The sequence below is a fragment of the Bacteroides mediterraneensis genome (assembly GCF_016900355.1).
Classification (GTDB): Bacteria; Bacteroidota; Bacteroidia; order Bacteroidales; family Bacteroidaceae; genus Phocaeicola.
In genome coordinates this window covers 212,287-229,805 of sequence record NZ_JACJKA010000003.1, presented here as the reverse complement: position 1 = coordinate 229,805, position 17,519 = coordinate 212,287, and the positions used below count along the sequence as shown (strand labels likewise).

Below are 17,519 nucleotides of genomic sequence, written 5' to 3'. Positions count from 1 at the left end.
GGAAATTGAATTTGGCCTGCTGGCCATAGCACATAATCTTGCAAAAGTAGCCTCTTAGGAGGCTTCTGACGGGGGAAAACGGTTTAAAATGATGAAATTTGCAGGAGGAAACTTAGATACTCCTTTTTTGAGGAAAATCCAAACAACTTCAATCTGAGATGAAACGACAGAGGCCATCTCAATTCATTTTGAGACGGCCTCATTTTTTTATGTAAGCCAAGAGCCTAGAATTCAAATTTTTCCAGTTTCATGGCAGCCAGTCCCTGAATCTTGGGAACCAGGGTCGTGAAGTGTGCGCTCTGTTCGTGGGCAGTCAGTGAGGCTGCATCCTTCCATGTTTCACAGATCATCAGGACATCCTTGCGGGTGCTGCTTTGAAAAAGGTCATATGCTACACAGCCATTGTCTTTCAATGAGGCCGCTACCAGTTCTTTTGCCGCAGTGACTACTTGGTCGTAGTTCTTGTCTTCTACTTGAATAAATACGTTTAGTCTGATCATTGTTTCTTGTTTTTAAGTTTATAACGGTCGTAAAGATAGATAAAAAAAAGGGATTACACTCATGTGCAATCCCTTTTTGATATTTATTCAGAAAGATTATTTCTTACCTTCCAGCTGTTCTTTCAATGCAGCCAGTGCATCGATGTCACCCAGGGTAGTAGAAGCAGCCTGGTTCTGAATCATCGGAGTTTCTTCTTTCTTAGAAGCTTTCTTTGCTTTCTTTTCTGCCTTTTCTTCAGCTTTTGCAGCATCTTCGAAGATACGGCTGTGAGAAACGATGATACGTTTAGCATCCTTGTTGAATTCGATTACCTTGAACGGCAATTTTTCATCCAACTGAGCCTGAGAACCGTCTTCTTTTACCAGGTGTTTCGGAGTTGCGAAACCTTCTACACCGTAAGGCAATGCTACGACAGCACCCTTGTCCAACATTTCAACGATAGTTCCTTCGTGGATAGAACCTACTGTGAATACTGTTTCGAATACATCCCAAGGATTGTCTTCCAACTGCTTGTGACCCAAGCTCAGACGACGGTTTTCCTTGTCGATTTCCAATACAACTACGTCGATGTCAGCACCAATCTGAGTGAATTCAGAAGGATGTTTGATTTTCTTCGTCCAAGACAGGTCAGAGATGTGGATCAATCCGTCAACACCTTCTTCGATTTCTACGAATACACCGAAGTTAGTGAAGTTACGAACCTTAGCTACGTGCTTAGAACCTACAGGATATTTTTCTTCGATAGTTTCCCATGGATCCGGTTTCAGCTGTTTGATACCCAAAGACATCTTGCGTTCTTCGCGGTCCAGAGTCAGGATGACAGCTTCTACTTCGTCGCCCACTTTCATGAAGTCCTGAGCAGAACGCAGGTGCTGTGACCAAGACATTTCTGATACGTGAATCAAACCTTCAACGCCCGGAGCGATTTCGATGAATGCACCGTAGTCAGCCATAACGACTACTTTACCTTTCACGTGGTCACCTACTTTCAAGTTAGGATCCAGTGCATCCCATGGGTGCGGAGTCAACTGCTTCAGACCAAGAGCGATACGTTTCTTATCGTCGTCGAAGTCCAAGATAACTACGTTCAGTTTCTGATCCAGCTGAACCACTTCATGCGGATCGCTTACGCGGCCCCAAGACAAGTCGGTGATGTGGATCAAACCGTCTACGCCACCCAAGTCGATGAATACACCGTAAGATGTGATATTCTTGACAGTACCTTCCAGTACCTGACCTTTTTCCAGTTTGCTGATGATTTCTTTCTTCTGCTGTTCCAGTTCAGCTTCGATAAGAGCTTTGTGAGAAACAACTACGTTCTTGAATTCCTGGTTGATCTTCACAACCTTGAATTCCATTGTCTTGCCTACGAATACATCGTAGTCACGGATAGGTTTCACATCAATCTGAGAACCCGGCAAGAATGCTTCAATACCGAATACGTCTACAATCATACCACCCTTCGTGCGGCACTTGATGTAACCCTTGATAATTTCTTCGTTTTCAAGCGCAGCGTTAATACGATCCCAAGAACGAGTAGCGCGTGCTTTCTTGTGAGACAAGATCAACTGACCTTTTTTGTCTTCCTGGTTTTCGATGTATACTTCTACAGTATCACCTACTTTCAAATCCGGATTGTAACGGAATTCGCTCAACGGAATAATACCGTCTGATTTGTAACCGATGTTTACAACCACTTCGCGTTTGTTCATTGCGATAACAGTACCGTCTACAACCTCACGGTCGTTTACTTTGTTCAAAGTGCTGTCGTAAGCTTTTTCCAGTTCTTCCTTGCTTACGTTGCTGGTTGCTTCACCGTTTTCATACGCATCCCAGTTGAAATCTTCAATAGGAGCAATGTTCTTTAAGTTTTCCATTAAATAAAAAATTGTTGTTTAAATAACTAATTGTGTTAGACTTTATATTGTTTATATAAATCGGCTGCAAAGGTATAATAAAATACTGAATATTAAAATACTTCGTTGTTTTTTTTCGGCAGAAGGAAAAACAGAAAATCCGGGAAACGGCTCTCAGCGGGATTCGTTTTCCGGATTTTGGATTTTTTTAGTTTTCGAGGGAGTAGTCGATGGTAGTGACTACCCGTATTTTCTTGATGTAGGGCGTGTTAGGATCGCGGTCGGTGATGCTGAACTGTCCCTGATTGGCCTGGCGGATTTTTCCGAGCTGGCTGCCGGAATCTTTGGCAAACTTCTCGGCGGCTTCCCGGGCGTTCTTGGTGGCTTCTTCAATCATTTGGGGCTTTACTTTGTTCAGGTCGGTATATTCATACTGTACCCGGTACTGGTATTCGCCCGAGGTGATGGCGATGCCCCGTTTCAACAATTCTCCCTGTTCGCTGATGAGTCCTCGGATGAGGTCTACCTTGTCGGAGGTGACGGTGATGACGGTAGTCACATTATAACGGTTGGCGGGGGTTGGGTTGTTGGTGTAGCGTTCGGCTGCCAGGTCGATGATTTCCGGCGCGTTGATGCTGATTTCCTGTTCTGTCAAGCCTTTTTCTTTCAGGAAGCCCGTGATGGTCTGGTTGGAACGTTTGATGTCGTCATACAGTCTGCCCAAATCATTCCCCAGACTTTTATACACCAAAGGCCAGGTTACCTTGTTGGCCGGAACTTCCATTTCTGCCAGTCCCTTTACGGTGACACTGCGGTCTTTCTCTGCAAACTTGCTGAATCCTTTTTCGATGAAGACTCCGAGCAGAAGGAGTCCGACAGCCAGGATGATGGCTTCAATTCTGAAATTTTTCATGATGATTCTGACGATTAAAGGTGAAATATGGACTGGCAAGGTATTGAAAATAAATGGATTTTCCAAGCTTTTTAAAACGTCTTTGCGTTTGGGATAAAACGCACTTGCGTTTGAACCAAAACGTCCTTGCGTTTAGATCAAAACGTCCTTGCGTTTTAGATGAAACGTCAAAGCGTTTTTTCAAGCAGGTGAAAACGCTTCAATTCCTGTATGGGAGCCTGGATGAAAATCCCCGTATGAAGGTTCAGTTTCTGGGCCGTTTCCTCGATTTCCGGGCGGAAGTACCACGCTACGGAACCGGTGAAAGATACCGGAAGCTGGTGGCAGCCGGGATAGGAAAGTACATTGCGCCGGAAGAAGTCGGTAAAGCAGGTGGTCAGGAATTGATGTACCTCCGGTTGTGATTTATACCTATATATATAAGGTGTAAGACTGGCCAGGAAACGGTTGGCCAAGGGTTGCCGGTACACTTTGTCCAGAATAGCGGGCAAGGTCAACTGATATTCCTCCAACAGACCTTTTAGCAGGGAGGAGGGTAGCTGCTGCTTGATGCAGTCGCCCAGGAAGCGTTTGCCGAGGTAGGCCCCGCTTCCTTCATCTCCTAAAATGTATCCTAACGGGGGAATGTTTTGTGTGATTTTCTCTCCGTCATACAGGCAGGAGTTGGCCCCAGTGCCCAAGATGCAGGCAATGCCCGGCTGGTGTTGGCATAAAGCCCGTGCGGCTCCCGTCAGGTCACTGTGGACTTCCACTTTGGCGTGTGGAAATGCCTGAATGAGGAGGGAGGATAGTTTCTCGATTTTGTCGGGCGTGCATCCGGCTCCATAGAAGAATACAGCTTGTATGTCGGACGGAGAGCAGGGAAGCTGCGGCAATAATCCGTCACGGAGTATCTGGTTTATTTTGTCGGCTTCCTGATGAAAAGGGTTGATGCCTTCTGTCTGGACAATCTGGTTATGGCTGAGAGTCGTACCGACGCACCAGTCGGTCTTGGTCGCTCCACTGTCGGCTATAAGAATCATAGGGATATAAGATTAAAAACGGGTAGAAAAGAAAAAGAAGACGGAATGCACCGTCTTCTTTTCTGTATTATTGGTTTTCTTGGGGATTAGTGACAGTGTCCGCAACCTCCTCCGCAGCAACCTTCGTCTTCCTGTGCGTGGTCACCGCATCCGCCGCCGCAACCTTCACATCCGCCGCCGCAGCCTTCGCCGCTCATCAGCTTGATGATGCTTTCCATTTCCTTGTTGGTGGCATCGCGCATTTCCATCACCGTACCTTCAAAGTACAGGTCTTTGCCTGCATGCGGGTGGTTCAGGTCGAGCACCACTTTGTCGTCTGTAATTTCACCCACGTTGGCATAGAACTGATGACCTTCAGAATCGTTCAGCATGATGATGTTTCCTTCGAAGATATTGTCGCTGTCAAATTTTCCATCCGGTCCGCAGAACATAGACTTAGGCACCTGACGTACGTTGTCTTCGTCTCTTTCGCCGTATGCTTCCGCACAAGGGATGGTGAAGCTGAAATTGTCGCCTTTCTGCAGGGCCAGAATTTCTTTTTCAAAGCGGTCCAGCGTATAGCCTATTCCAGAAATGAACTGAAACGGATGGGCTGCCGGAGCTTCTTCACGCAATTCTTTTTTCCCGTCTTCCACTGCATACAGTTTATATGCTACTGTGATGTATTTATTTTCCATGTTAAAAAATTAAATGTGCATTAATAATCGGTCGCAAAGATAGGAAATCTCGCGGTAATAAGCGAATAAAAACAAAAGAATGAATCTCGTTGCAATTTTTTGTCGGAATGCGTCTTATCTTTGCAGCCAGATAACCGAAGGACGGGCAAAAAGCCTGTTGCTAAGATGTGAAGTTATGAAAGGAAAAGTGATTTTTATTACAGGTGCCACAAGTGGTATCGGTGAAGGCTGCGCACGGAAATTCGCAGCCATGGGAAGTAATCTGATTTTGAATGGAAGAAATGTGGAGAAGTTGGAAAGCCTGAAACAGGAACTAACTGCCCAGGGCGTTGATGTACTGACACTTCCGTTCGATGTGCGTGACCGTCAGGCGATGCGTCAGGCAGTGGATTCCTTGCAGGGAAAATGGAAAAATGTGGATGTATTGGTCAACAATGCCGGACTGGTCATCGGGCTGGATAAAGAATATGAAGGTTCGCTGGAAGAATGGGACGTAGTGATTGATACGAATATCAAGGCCTTGCTGGCCATGACACGGATGATTGTGCCGGGCATGGTGGAACGCGGATGCGGACACATTATTAACATCGGTTCCGTGGCCGGAGACGCAGCTTATGCAGGCGGCAGTGTGTATTGCGCCACGAAAGCGGCAGTGAAAGCTTTGTCCGACGGATTGCGTATTGACTTGGTGGATACCCCGTTGCGGGTGACCAATGTGAAGCCAGGACTGGTAGAGACAAATTTCTCCGTTGTCCGTTTCCGGGGTGACAAGGGAAAAGCCGATGCGGTATACGAAGGCATTCGTCCGCTCACGGGCGATGACATTGCCGAGGTGGTTTATTATGCCGCTTCTGCTCCGGCACACATTCAGATTGCCGAAGTGCTGGTGATGCCGACAAATCAGGCTACAGGAACAATCTGTTATCGGAAAAAATAATTCGTTCGTTCAAAAATGTTAGTTTCCTGTTATTTTTGTGAAAAAATAGAAAACGAATAAATATTGATCTAATATGTTGAACAATAGCACTTGTTTATGTGTAAATTTTAAGAACATAGAAACGAACTTGAACTGATGAGGCAACTGAATAAACTGTGGACTGTACTTTTAGGAAGTATGTGGTTCCTGATTTCATGTGACCGTACGGAGGATATTTCTTTTTCGGATAATGAGGGTTTTACCTTGGAGTGTGCCAAGTCTGCTTGGGCACAAGAAAGTCGTACGGTAATTGATGACGAAGGTAGCGGCCATTTTGAGGCCGGCGATCGGATTGATGTGTGGACGCAAGTAGGAGAAGAGACCTCCAACGTTGGGTTGCAGTATGAAAGCGGAAAATGGACACCTTCCTTGAAGTGGGTGAATAACGGACAGGGAGCGTGGACTTTGTCAGCCTTGTATCCTGTGTTGTCACGGCCTGTGGGGGATGCAACCCGTCGGATTCTTAATTTACCACTGAATCAGAGTACTGCAGCCAATCAGCAGGAAGCAGATATACTTTTTGCCCAAACCACTGTAGGGGCAGGAGATGCTTCTGCCAAATTGTTGTTCAAGCATGCTTTGCATCGGATTAATATTCATCTGAAAGGGACTGTTCCGGAGGATTTGGAACTGAAGATACGAAGCTGTACGAACGGTGAGATTTCTTTGGTGGATGGACGTGTATATTTGCCCAATAAAAGTTATTACTGGATTACGCCACGGCAAACGGCGGAGCATACATACTCAGCCATCATCCTTCCGCAAGAAGCTTCTGATTACCAGAGAGGAGACGGATTGCTTCGACTGACTTTTGGCGGGAAAGAGATTCCTTATTTGCTTACTTCCGAGGTGCTGTCGTTCCAACCGGGAATGCAGACTACATTGAATCTGATCCTGAAGTCTGCCGATGAAGATGTAGATGATGAAGTGGTAGATGCGGAATTTGCCAATCAGACTCGCTGGGTATGCGGTATCACTTCGCCGGCCTGTCCGGAGAGAGATAAGCTACAGACGATATCGAATGCTTGGGAAACTGGCTATCCTAAAGGAGAATGGTTTCGTAAGGGGTATGCGTCGGGTGTATTGGACGAAGTGGAGTATCTTACTTGGAAAGAAGGATGCGGATGGTATGACTGCAACAAGACTTTCGAATATAAAGGGAATGACGGCAACATGTGTTGGGCTGCCACGGCTTCCAATCTGCTTCATTGGTGGCTGAATCATAATAGTAAGTATGTACAGGATACGAGAAAGCACATCCGGGAAACCCTTGTCCCAAGGAATATCGTCAGATGACGGAAGCAGACCAGAACCATAGTGATATATTTAACTTCTTCAAAAAAAATTTCCTCAATTTAGGAAGTTGGGAAACAGGAGGAGTCAATTGGTTCATTAATGGTGACGGCCAGAAATTGAATGCGAATTATAACAAGGATTTTAAAGGCTTTTTCAGTGAGGTGTTTTCGAAAGACAATGCCGTGGCTACGGACACCTACAATATGTCGAAAGAGAACTTTAACCGTTGGATGAAAGAGGCTTTTCGCATGAATAAAGCTATCGGATTCTCTGTGTTCGGCTTTGCCAATGCAGGTAGCGGCATGCATGCCATGACCATCTGGGGAGCAGAATTTGATGCGAATGGGAATGTGGCGTATTTATATTTTTGTGATAATAATCAGTCTGAGCTGGATCCTAACTATGGGGCTATCAAACGGTATAAGATGGTATACGAATTAGGAAAAACATCTTATGATAAGACACGTGAAACCTTCTTGGCTCCATTGGATAATATAGAAGGAACACCTTCCAAGCTAACCTCAATGATATGTTCGTTGACTTTAGTAGACTTGCGTCAGGATATATGGCAGAAAGCTTTTCCTGGCATAGAATGATAAATAATTGAAACAGAACAATAAAATGAAAAAGAATTGTTTTTATGTGCTGATGGCTGCTGCATGGATGGCAGTATCTTGTACCAGCAATGAGATTCCAACCCAGTCATCTTCCGATCAGGCTATTACGATTGTGGCCAGTGTTTCCTCTCAATCGCGTACACCACAGTTGAATCCGGATGGTAGCGGTAGTTTTGAAAAAGGCGATGTGATGACTTTGTGCATTGCAGAAACTGAGTCGGATAAAGTTTCCATGGATTATGCGTATCAGAAAGATGTTGTTACATGGGGAGGATTGAATTTGTCAGAAAATATAAGTCGGGTGAACCTCGCAGCTTGCTACCCCAAGCAGACAGTAGCGCAGGATGGTACTTTTACTTTTGATGTATTGACCGCATCGGAGAAAGATCTTCTGCTTGCTCCAGTTCAAACCGTACAAGTAGGGACTGCCAATACTGTCAATTTGAACTTTGCCCATGCATTGCATCGTTTGGATTTGACTTTTACTCCAGGAAATGGTTATTCGGCTGAGGACTTGCAGAATCTTTCGTGTGCATTGACCGCAAAGAACCAGTGTGTAGTGGATGCTTTCAAAGGAGAAATTAAAGAAGTAAAGGCAGAAACTGGAAAGAATACTGTAACGGGCAACACTGCTTCATTCTATATGATTCCGCAAGCTACCTCTGGGATAACCTTGGATATTGCGGTAGGTGGACAGAACAGAACATTGGTTCTGAGCGATTTGTTGCAACAGTTGAGCAAGCCTCAGGAGGAACTGAAAGGTGGAGCCAAATGTGAAATCACACTGAAGGTAAATCGTGATGGTATTGTGGTAGAAGGCGGCTCCATCGGTGCGTGGGAAGACCAAGTAACAGTGGAAGGTGACCTGACAATCGGTTAATCCGTTTTTTGAACCGTTAAGATAAATCCCCTTATTTAGCTTGTTTTTTGTAAGCTGAATAAGGGGATATTTTGTGGCCTTATAGAACTAAGAACTATTGGAAGATATGTTTTTCTATTTCAAGGATCTGCATCTGACGCTTGGAGGTGCCGAAGCGCTTCCCGTAGCGGGTCCAGTAAATTTCGGCTGCCATACGGAATAAAGTCTTTGTCAGAGGCATCGTACTGGTCAGGGTGCGGTAACGCCCTGAAGCGATGGACTGGGCCAGTTGGCGGATTTTGCGGGTAGCAATGTACTTGAAAGGCGTGCCCAGAATGGCTTCTCCACTTCCTAACATGAGAATAGAGCCTATAGGATATCCGTTTTGTCGGCAGAACAGCTGCATCATGCGGATGGCCACTTCATTCTGTTCGTATTCCAGGAAACCGCAGTTTATCAGAATGGAGATACGAGGTTTCCGGGCTGGCGGATGAGCTTCCAAGGTTTTTAAGAATTGAAGAAAACCGCTTGGAAGGGCATCGGCATACAGCGGGAAGACGAACAACACCTGTGTATAGTCGTTTATCTCCTTACAAAGGCTGAGGTGATTCTTGGGAGTAACAGAGCGGTAAACCGCTTCGTGCGGATAATGCTTCATGAAAATTTCCGCATACCGTTTGGAGTTTGATTTAGGCGCTCGTGGGCTGCCGTTCAGTATCAGTATTTTTTCCATTTTTCCAGTGTCTTTTTTACCGTGTCGTTTACCATGTCTTCGGTGGTGAATATAATCTCATGTTGTGCAAAACTCATGTTGCAGGCATTGCGGGCCACTAATTGACGGAAGATGTCCCGTTCTTCTTCATCTGTATCGCCGTAGGCAATAATGGTGGCCCGTTTGAGTTTCACGTCGCGTTGCACATGGTGTGTTTCACCTTGATGGATGCGGATGAAAGCCTGCTGTACGGGGATGGCTCGCTCGAGCATTGTTTTCATAGGAGTATCGTAACCTCCATAGGCCAGACGGCTTACATACAGTACGGTTTCACTTTGGGCGATACAGGGATAAATTTGAGTGGCATCGTCGCGGATGACACATCGTCCCGGAGTTTTTGTCCAACATCCGAAACATCCCATGCAATTCGCAATTTTCAGGGAAGACAAGTCGAAATAGCGGATGTCTTCCATGGGCTGGACGTGGATGTCCAGCGGTCTGTCGCTCATAATCAGTTTCATGTAATCATTCCAATTTTAAGAAAAGAACATTTTCTGTACTGGAAATGTTTAATGAAATTTTTTACTTTTGCAGAGTGTAACAAAATTTGGGGATTATACGAAGTTTATCAAAATCAAAAGATTATACGTTTTATGAATCGAGTCATAGTAGTGACAGGTGGTGCCGGTGGCATCGGCCGTTGTATGGTGGAATATTTTGCGGCTCAGGGAGATGATGTCTATTTCGTAGATTGTGACAGTGCATCCACTGTGGCGGAAGAGGCAAAATTGCGAAACCAAGGAAGAAAAGTCACAGGCTTTGTCGGTGACATCGCCGAGAAGAAAGTGCTGGAAGAATTTGCGGCTTTGGTGCTCCGGGAGCATCCGGAAGGTATCCATTGCTTGATTAACAATGCGTGTCTGATGCGCGGAGGGATTTTGGAAGGGTGTGAGTATGAAGATTTTCTGTATGTACAGCGTGTGGGGGTAGCGGCTCCTTATATGCTGTCCAAATTGTTTAAGGAGCATTTTCAAGGATTAGGTTCCATCGTGAACCTTTCATCTACCCGTGCATTTCAGTCGCAGCCGAACACCGAGAGTTATACGGCAGCCAAAGGAGGCATTACGGCATTGACACATGCTTTGGCGGTAAGTCTGGCGGGAGTGGCACGCGTCAATTCAATTGCTCCCGGATGGATTGATACGGGGGCTTACCATAAAGAGGAGGCGTATCAGTCGGTATATAGTCAAGGGGATTTGAAACAGCATCCTTCGGGTAGAGTGGGAGAGCCTATGGACATTGTGCGGGTAGTGGATTTCCTTTGCGACGAGCGAAATTCTTTCATCAATGGCGAGAATATCACGGTCGATGGAGGAATGAGCCGGTTGATGGTATATCACAACGATTGCGGCTGGACTTACAATCCCTGAGAAATCTGCGTGTCATTGGGGGATTCTTTTAGTCTTCTTTCTTTCCGCATCCGGAATTTGAGGGGAGAAAGTCCGGTTTTTCGCATGAAGAATTTGCCAAATACCGACTGGTCTGAAAATCCCAGGTAATCGGCAATTTCCTTGATGTCCATATCGGTACATTCCAGTAGTTTCCGGGCATCTGCACACAAGAGTTCCGACACATGGAAACAGACGGTATGTCCTGTCAGGCCTTTGACAATGCGTGAAAGATAAGTGGTTGAGATATGGAGCTGGTCGGCATAGAACTGGATGCTGTGGTTTTCTCGGTAGTGGTAGACCAGCAGTTTCTTGAAGTTACGGAATATCTCATTGGAACGTTTGACGCAGACGGGGGTATTCCGGTTTTCCTGACAGAGGGCTTCCGTGATTTGCAGGAGGAGAAAACTGCACAGGTGACGGATGACTCCCTCACGATACAATTGCATGGAGGCCAGTTGTTCGGAAAAGAGAGACATGGTTTTTTCCAGGTAGGCAGCTTGAGAGTCTGATAGTTGGAAGATGGGTAGCAGGTAATTGCCAAGATGGCGGGCCACTTGGTTGTATACAGGCTGTCCGTCGGGCAGGCTGTCAAAATAATCGGGAGCGATGTATAAAGTTGCCATGGAGAAATCAGTGCTGGCATCGGAAAGCACACTTTCAGTGCTGGGAGTAAGTACCAGAAGTTGGTTGGAAGAAAGCGTATAACGATGAAAGGCATCGGTGATGGCAATTGTTCCGTTTGTGACGAGCAGAAAGAAGAAACCTTGTTTGATTACCACGGGAGTTTCTTGAAGATGTGTATGTCCGATTCGGGAAGATAAGGTATTTCCGACCTTTTGTCCCGATTCTTCCATAATTTCTGTCAATAGTCTGTTCATTGTGTCTATTTTTTTACAAAAGTAAGTTTTGTTTCGTTTTCAACCAAAATTGGTTGCTCTTTTATGATGGAGAAGCGGAAAAATAGACAGAAATTTGCGGCGTTTATAAAAGCAGATGATATGAATGTATTTCTTTTTAGACGTTACCTGTTGTTTTGTGTTTCCTTGTTTGTGAATGCGCTTGGAATCGCTTTTATTACCAAGGCTTTGCTGGGTACGTCTCCGATTACGAGTGTGACGTATGTGTTGAGTATGTTTACGCCTTTGACTATTGGGCAATGGACTATCCTGTTGAATCTTTTGTTTGTGGTGCTGGAGCCGTTTCTGATGTCACGCCAGGAATTGAAATCTGATTTGCGGATGTATCTTTTGCAGATTCCCATTTCGTTCTGTTTTGGTACATTTATCGATATTTGTATGCACTATGTACTGTTCTGGTTGCATCCGGAGTCTTATGTATATATGATTATCGCCTTGCTGATAGGTTGTGTGATTTTGGCTGTTGGTATCGCATTGGAAGTAAAGACGAATGCAGCCATGATGGCCGGGGAATATTTTGTGAACGTCATTACGAAAAGGTTTCATGGAGAGTTCGGCTACGTGAAACTGGGATTTGATGTGACACTGGTCATTCTGGCTTGCTTATTGTCATTTATCTTTATGTCGGGTATCTATGGCGTGCGCGAAGGAACTGTGGTATCTGCCTTGATTGTCGGCCCGATTGTGCATTTCGTAAGTCCGTATTACCGTTGTCTGGACAAATGGATTACAGACCCTGCCGTACAGAAAGAAGCCGCTATGGCGCAGGGAAAACACATCGTTATTACGATTGCGCGTGAGTATGGAAGTGGAGGACATCTGTTGGGTGAGATGCTGTCGAAGGAACTTGGCCTCAAGCTGTATGATAAGGAGTTTATCCAGCTGGCAGCCCAGCGTAGTGGAATGGATGAGCAGTACATTGTGAAGAATGAACAGTCTATCCCTTCTTTTTGGTTGAAATGCATTCTGTCGAAGAACAGCGAACGGCCGCTGGAGTCCAGTCTTTCTTCGGATGATGTGTTGTTTGTATCCGAGAGTAAGATTATCCAGGAGCTGGCCGCCAAAGAATCCTGTATCATTGTGGGCCGTTGTGCAGACTTCGTGTTGAAGGATTATCCGAAGGTACTGAAGGTGTTCTGTTACTCAGATGTAGCCAGCGCGGTGAACCGTTGTGTGGAAGAATACGGTATTGCACGGGAAAATGCAGAAGCGGAAATCAAGCGGGTGAACCGTAACCGGGTTCATCACTATGAGTATTATACGGGCATGAAATGGGGTGAACCGCATCATTACAACCTGATGCTGAATACCGGAACGATTGATTTGAAAACGGCCTGTCAGTTGGTGAAAGGAGTTTATCAGGGTTTGGAGAAGGTTTGATAAACCATTTCAGAAATGTGTGAGATGATTGCTTCGGTATGCTCAGGATTTTCCTGGGAATTTTTGATGAATACTACCAACGTATAACGACGTCCGTCTGGAAACAGTACAAATCCGGCATCATTGATTGCAATGAGTTGACCCGATTTGTTATAGTCACCGGTACCGGTTTTGTGTCCTACGGTCACATTTTTATCTTGTAAGGGTCGGACTATTCTACTTTTTCCGGTCTGACAGGTGATAAGGGATTTTTTTATGAATTCCTGATGTTCCTTGTCGAAGAGGGAGCGGGTGAGTAAGGTTTCAATAACTTCTGCGGTGGCGAGAGGCGTACTCCAGTTCTGGTAGCAAAGATTCAGGTCGCGATGCATATCCTCTTCCGTATGATGGATGGAGAAATCTTTGATACCTAAACTTCGTATGTAACGGTCGGTCACATCTGGACCTCCCATAAATTTGAATAAAATGTCGCATGCATTGTTGTCACTCAGATGAAGGGTATATTGCATCAATTGTTTGAGTGAGAATTTCCCTCCGTTTGGGTATTGGTCTCTTAGCGGGCTATATGTATCACGTTTGAGGTCTGTTTTGCTTACAGTGAGCAGGGTGTCAAAGGATATTCGATGTTTCTCACAATAATTTCCCACGGCTAATGCCTGATGTAATTTGAACACACTCATCAGGGGATAGTGGTGAGTGTTTTCTATGGTGAGGGTGTCTTTTCCGTCTGCGATAATTGCCACTCCTATTTTTGCCTTTTGCTGTGCGATAAAATGATTAATATTTGAATGTAGTTCTTGGAGACGATTGCCGGCCAGTGAATAGATTGGGAGTAGGAGCAATAAAAGAATCAGGTAGCTTGTCTTCATATTTGTATAGTTAAGATTGGTTTGCACAAAGTTAGTTTTGTTCTTTGATGGAAGCAAGAAGATACAAAAAAAAGAGACTCTTCCGCAATGCGGAAAAGTCTCTTTTAAAATTTCCTTTTCAGTAGATTATGCTTCAGCGCAAGGAATTACAGAAACATAGCTTCTGTCTTCGCGACCTTTCTTGAAACATACAGTACCGTCTACCAATGCGTAAAGAGTGTGGTCACTACCCATACCTACGTTTTCACCCGGGTTGTGAACTGTTCCTCTTTGACGAACAATGATGTTACCAGCTTTGCAAGCTGAACCACCGAATATCTTTACGCCTAATCTCTTACTAGCTGACTCACGGCCGTTCTTAGAACTACCTACACCTTTTTTATGTGCCATTTTCTTCTACGTTTTAAATGATTAAGCAATAACTTGTTTGATTGTCAATTCAGTAAACTGCTGGCGATGACCGTTCAGTTTTCTGTAACCTTTTCTTCTCTTTTTGTGGAATACCAATACTTTGTCACCTTTTACCAAGTGAGAAGCTACTTCGCAAACCACTTTTGCACCGTCTACAGTAGGAGCACCTACAGTTACAGTACCGTTGTTGTCAACCAACAAGACTTTGTCAAATTCAACAGTTGCACCGTTTTCAGCGTTCTGGATGTGCTGAACAAACAGTTTCTTGCCTTCTTCTGCTTTGAACTGCTGACCGTTAATTTCTACGATTACGTACATTTTAAATAATTATTAAACGGGTTTCCTCCGCAAGGTGAACCGTTCTCTCCGGCTACTTTTTTACCTCCACGGACTAAAATCGGCTGCAAATTTACGGTTTTAAATTTACATAACCAACTATTTGTCTGAAAAAAAGACTGATAAGTCTGTTTTTTTTATTTGAGGGGAGTCAGATCGGGCAGAATGTCTACATGTGGATAGACAGCCAGTTCCTCGCGGGTGGTCATGCCGTGCAGGACGCCGGCAAAATCGACTCCGGCATTTTGGGCTGTTTCCGCATCCACCGTGCTGTCGCCCAGATAGAGTACTTGCTCTTTGGGGCATCCCAAGCGAGAAATGGCCAGCAGCAGTCCTTCGGGAGAGGGCTTGGCTTCTTTCACGTCTTCACCTCCTATGATGATGTCAATGAATCCTTCCGGAAATTTTTTCCCCAGCAGTTCCAGGATGCGGTAGCGGTATTTGGTAGAGATGATACCGATGCGGGCACCGCGGGCTTTCAGTGCGTGTAGCACCTCTTCCGTCTCGGGGAAAAGCCGGGTGTTGGCCGTCATGTGCTGGTCGGCTTCTTTCACGTATTCTTTCCGATAGGTCTCGAGGGTATTGGCATCTGTCACTCTGCTCAGGATGGAAAAGGAGTCGACCAGCGTTTTTCCGATGGTGCGTTTGATGGCGTGGTCGTCCACCTGGTGAAATCCATGACGTTCGAGCACGTTACGGTAACACATCACGATGCCGCGGGAAGAGTCGGCCAGGGTATAGTCAAAATCGAATAAATAAACTGAATAGGGTTTCATGTAATCACTTTATATAATAAGGTATATGTTCAATCTGCAGCAAGGCAAGTTTGCGTTCTGTTCCTCCAGCATATCCGGTCAGGCTGCCGTTGGTTCCTACCACCCGATGGCAGGGGATGAGGATACTGATGGGGTTGTGTCCGATGGCATTTCCTACCGCCTGGGCAGCCATGTGAGGGCGTCCAAGCCGACGGGCGGTTTCAGTGGCAACTTCTTTGTAGGTCAGGGTTTTTCCGTAGGGGATGCTACGCAAGATGTTCCAGACGGTTTGCTGGAAAGGGGTACCTACGAGTTGCATGGAAGGGAAAAAGTATGGTTGTCCTTCCGCAAAATAAATGTCGAGCCACTGTCGGGTCTGACAGAGGACAGGAGTTTCCGCTTCTTCAGTTTCTCCCTGAAGGGTGCTGCCGAAATATTTCTGTCCGTCAAACCAAAGTCCGCAGAGTCTGTCGTTTGTGGCAGCAAGGGTGATGCCTCCGAGAGGAGAATCGTAGTGGCTGATGAAAGTCATGTAAAAACGGCTTTTTAGGGGGATAAATAACGGGTAAAAGGTAGGTTTGGAGGACTTGCAGAAAACGCCTTTGCGTTTTGTCTAAAACGTAAGTACGTTTTGTTCAAAACGCAAGGACGTTTTATCGTAAACGCAAGTGCGTTTTGCTCCAAACGCTTAGGCGTTTTAAATGAAACGCAAAGGCGTTTTTCGGGAAACGTCCTTGCGATTTCTTAAGTCCTTAATCCATAGGTTGATAGTTTTTGGCAAGGCCTCCTTCGCTGGTCTCTTTATACAAAGACGGAAGGTCGTGTCCCGTCTGTTTCATGACCTCGACCACCTTGTCGAACGATACCCGATGGTGTCCGTCGGTAAAGGCGGAATAGATGTTGGCATCAAGGGCGCGGGCGGCTGCATACGCGTTGCGTTCGATGCAAGGAATCTGTACCAGTCCGCACACAGGGTCGCAGGTCATGCCCAGGTGATGTTCCAGTCCCATTTCTGCCGCATATTCAATCTGTGCCGGACTGCCGCCAAACAACTGACTGGCTGCGGCGGAAGCCATGGAACAAGCTACTCCCACTTCGGCCTGACATCCGGCTTCGGCACCGGAAATAGAAGCGTTGTGTTTCACGATGTTACCTACTAGGCCGGCAGTGGCCAGTGCCCGGAGGATACGTGCGTCACTGAATTCGCGGCTTTTTTGCAGGTGATACAGAACCGCCGGAACCACTCCGCAGGCACCGCAGGTGGGTGCCGTCACGATTTTTCCTCCCGAAGCATTCTCTTCGCTGACCGCCAGGGCGTAGGCAAAGACCAGGCCCCGGGAACGGAGAGAATCTTTGTATCCTTTCGACCGGATGTAATAAGAAGAGGCTTTACGGCGCAGGTTCAGCGGACCGGGCAATACCCCTTCGGCATCCAGTCCCCGATGGATAGCTGCCTTCATGGTTTCCCATACTTCGGCCAGAAAATCCCAAATTTCCTTTCCTTCGCACTGTTCCACGTATTCCCAGTAACTTCTGCCCGTGTGTTCACACCAGTAAAGTATTTGGCTCATGGTGTTCATGCTGTAGATGTCGTCGGTAGCCGTGCGGTCGTGTCCTTCCTCCGCCAGTGCGCCTCCTCCTACGCTGAACACCGTCCATTCGTCCAGTTTCTTCTTTTGGGCGTCGAAGGCCTTGAAGGTCATTCCGTTGGGGTGGAAAGGGAAGAATACATGAGGCTTCCAGATGATTTCCACGGGAGCGTGAGGTTGCAGGGTGTCCAGAATGGCCACGTCGGTCATGTGACCGCGTCCGGTGGCTGCCAGACTTCCGTACAGCGTGACTTCAAAAGAAGCAGCCTGTGGATTGCGTGCAAGGAACTGTTCAGCTGCCTTGCGGGGGCCCATGGTGTGACTGCTGGACGGGCCCGTTCCGATGCGATATAGTTCTCTGATTGATTTCATTTCAAAATAG

The 17,519-nt window shown here is 46.1% G+C and carries 20 protein-coding genes; 6 read left to right on the top strand and 14 right to left on the bottom strand.

The features are described from left to right. Positions 1-224: 224 nt before the first annotated feature. The 5 genes from H6A28_RS03845 to H6A28_RS03825 form a co-directional block, all read right to left on the bottom strand. Entirely contained in the window at positions 225-500 is a 276-nt protein-coding gene (locus H6A28_RS03845) for a putative quinol monooxygenase (protein WP_204477002.1), read from the bottom strand. Positions 501-596: 96 nt separating this feature from the next. Then, a complete protein-coding gene (gene rpsA, locus H6A28_RS03840; protein WP_204478914.1) occupies positions 597-2,378 on the bottom strand; it encodes a 30S ribosomal protein S1 in 1,782 nt (593 codons plus the stop codon). A 187-nt stretch (positions 2,379-2,565) separates the two neighbouring features. After that, entirely contained in the window at positions 2,566-3,270 is a 705-nt protein-coding gene (locus tag H6A28_RS03835; protein ID WP_204477006.1) for an SIMPL domain-containing protein, read from the bottom strand. Positions 3,271-3,437: 167 nt separating this feature from the next. Continuing rightward, positions 3,438-4,292 carry an ATPase gene (locus tag H6A28_RS03830; protein ID WP_204478912.1) on the bottom strand — a complete coding sequence of 285 codons (855 nt, stop codon included), beginning with the start codon at positions 4,290-4,292 and terminating at the stop codon, positions 3,438-3,440. An 86-nt stretch (positions 4,293-4,378) separates the two neighbouring features. After that, on the bottom strand, positions 4,379-4,969 hold the full coding sequence (locus H6A28_RS03825; RefSeq protein ID WP_204477009.1) for an FKBP-type peptidyl-prolyl cis-trans isomerase: 591 nt from the start codon (positions 4,967-4,969) through the stop codon (positions 4,379-4,381). A 175-nt stretch (positions 4,970-5,144) separates the two neighbouring features. Between H6A28_RS03825 and H6A28_RS03820 the strand changes: the two genes are divergently transcribed. The 4 genes from H6A28_RS03820 (at position 5,145) to H6A28_RS03805 (ending at position 8,738) form a co-directional block, all read left to right on the top strand. Continuing rightward, positions 5,145-5,906 (top strand): SDR family NAD(P)-dependent oxidoreductase, encoded by a 762-nt coding sequence (locus H6A28_RS03820; protein ID WP_204478911.1) that lies wholly within the window; start codon positions 5,145-5,147, stop codon positions 5,904-5,906. A 135-nt stretch (positions 5,907-6,041) separates the two neighbouring features. Next, positions 6,042-7,241 carry an IdeS/Mac family cysteine endopeptidase gene (locus H6A28_RS15295; RefSeq protein ID WP_204478909.1) on the top strand — a complete coding sequence of 400 codons (1,200 nt, stop codon included), beginning with the start codon at positions 6,042-6,044 and terminating at the stop codon, positions 7,239-7,241. Continuing rightward, positions 7,238-7,837, top strand: coding sequence for an IdeS/Mac family cysteine endopeptidase (locus H6A28_RS15290; protein ID WP_204478907.1), 600 nt, complete (start codon positions 7,238-7,240; stop codon positions 7,835-7,837). Before H6A28_RS15295 ends, H6A28_RS15290 begins: the two co-directional genes overlap by 4 nt. Positions 7,838-7,862: 25 nt before the next feature. After that, a complete protein-coding gene (locus tag H6A28_RS03805) occupies positions 7,863-8,738 on the top strand; it encodes a fimbrillin family protein (RefSeq protein ID WP_204478906.1) in 876 nt (291 codons plus the stop codon). Between the two features lie 94 nt (positions 8,739-8,832). Here the strand turns inward: H6A28_RS03805 and H6A28_RS03800 are convergent, their stop codons facing one another. Together H6A28_RS03800 and H6A28_RS03795 are read right to left on the bottom strand one after the other, a co-directional pair. Further along, positions 8,833-9,450: an NAD(P)H-dependent oxidoreductase gene (locus tag H6A28_RS03800; protein ID WP_239465243.1), complete on the bottom strand. Its 618-nt coding sequence runs from the start codon at positions 9,448-9,450 to the stop codon at positions 8,833-8,835. After that, positions 9,435-9,950: a flavodoxin family protein gene (locus H6A28_RS03795; RefSeq protein ID WP_204478904.1), complete on the bottom strand. Its 516-nt coding sequence runs from the start codon at positions 9,948-9,950 to the stop codon at positions 9,435-9,437. Before H6A28_RS03795 ends, H6A28_RS03800 begins: the two co-directional genes overlap by 16 nt. A 132-nt stretch (positions 9,951-10,082) precedes the next feature. On the opposite strand from H6A28_RS03795, the gene H6A28_RS03790 reads away from it, so the two are divergent. Then, positions 10,083-10,859: an SDR family oxidoreductase gene (locus H6A28_RS03790; protein ID WP_204478903.1), complete on the top strand. Its 777-nt coding sequence runs from the start codon at positions 10,083-10,085 to the stop codon at positions 10,857-10,859. Here H6A28_RS03790 and H6A28_RS03785 read toward each other — a convergent pair. Beyond that, on the bottom strand, positions 10,847-11,758 hold the full coding sequence (locus tag H6A28_RS03785) for a helix-turn-helix domain-containing protein (RefSeq protein WP_204477021.1): 912 nt from the start codon (positions 11,756-11,758) through the stop codon (positions 10,847-10,849). The genes H6A28_RS03790 and H6A28_RS03785 overlap by 13 nt on opposite strands. Positions 11,759-11,878: 120 nt before the next feature. Between H6A28_RS03785 and H6A28_RS03780 the strand changes: the two genes are divergently transcribed. Next, complete coding sequence (locus H6A28_RS03780) at positions 11,879-13,177, top strand: cytidylate kinase family protein (RefSeq protein WP_204478901.1); 1,299 nt, start codon at positions 11,879-11,881, stop codon at positions 13,175-13,177. On the opposite strand, the gene bla is transcribed toward H6A28_RS03780, so the two are convergent. The 6 genes from bla to H6A28_RS03750 form a co-directional block, all read right to left on the bottom strand. Then, complete coding sequence (gene bla, locus H6A28_RS03775) at positions 13,156-14,046, bottom strand: class A beta-lactamase, subclass A2 (RefSeq protein WP_204478899.1); 891 nt, start codon at positions 14,044-14,046, stop codon at positions 13,156-13,158. The genes H6A28_RS03780 and bla overlap by 22 nt on opposite strands. Before the next feature lie 126 nt (positions 14,047-14,172). Continuing rightward, a complete protein-coding gene (gene rpmA, locus H6A28_RS03770) occupies positions 14,173-14,436 on the bottom strand; it encodes a 50S ribosomal protein L27 (protein WP_007562978.1) in 264 nt (87 codons plus the stop codon). A gap of 21 nt (positions 14,437-14,457) precedes the next feature. Continuing rightward, positions 14,458-14,775, bottom strand: a complete 318-nt coding sequence (rplU, locus tag H6A28_RS03765; protein WP_072541873.1) for a 50S ribosomal protein L21 — start codon at positions 14,773-14,775, stop codon at positions 14,458-14,460. A gap of 155 nt (positions 14,776-14,930) precedes the next feature. Continuing rightward, the gene (locus H6A28_RS03760; RefSeq protein ID WP_204477026.1) at positions 14,931-15,569 is read right to left on the bottom strand and encodes an HAD family hydrolase; all 639 of its coding nucleotides are present in this window, start codon (positions 15,567-15,569) and stop codon (positions 14,931-14,933) included. 4 nt (positions 15,570-15,573) lie between these two features. After that, complete coding sequence (locus H6A28_RS03755) at positions 15,574-16,080, bottom strand: methylated-DNA--[protein]-cysteine S-methyltransferase (protein WP_204478897.1); 507 nt, start codon at positions 16,078-16,080, stop codon at positions 15,574-15,576. 220 nt (positions 16,081-16,300) lie between these two features. Beyond that, a complete protein-coding gene (locus tag H6A28_RS03750; RefSeq protein ID WP_022353045.1) occupies positions 16,301-17,509 on the bottom strand; it encodes an L-serine ammonia-lyase in 1,209 nt (402 codons plus the stop codon). Positions 17,510-17,519 lie beyond the last annotated feature (10 nt).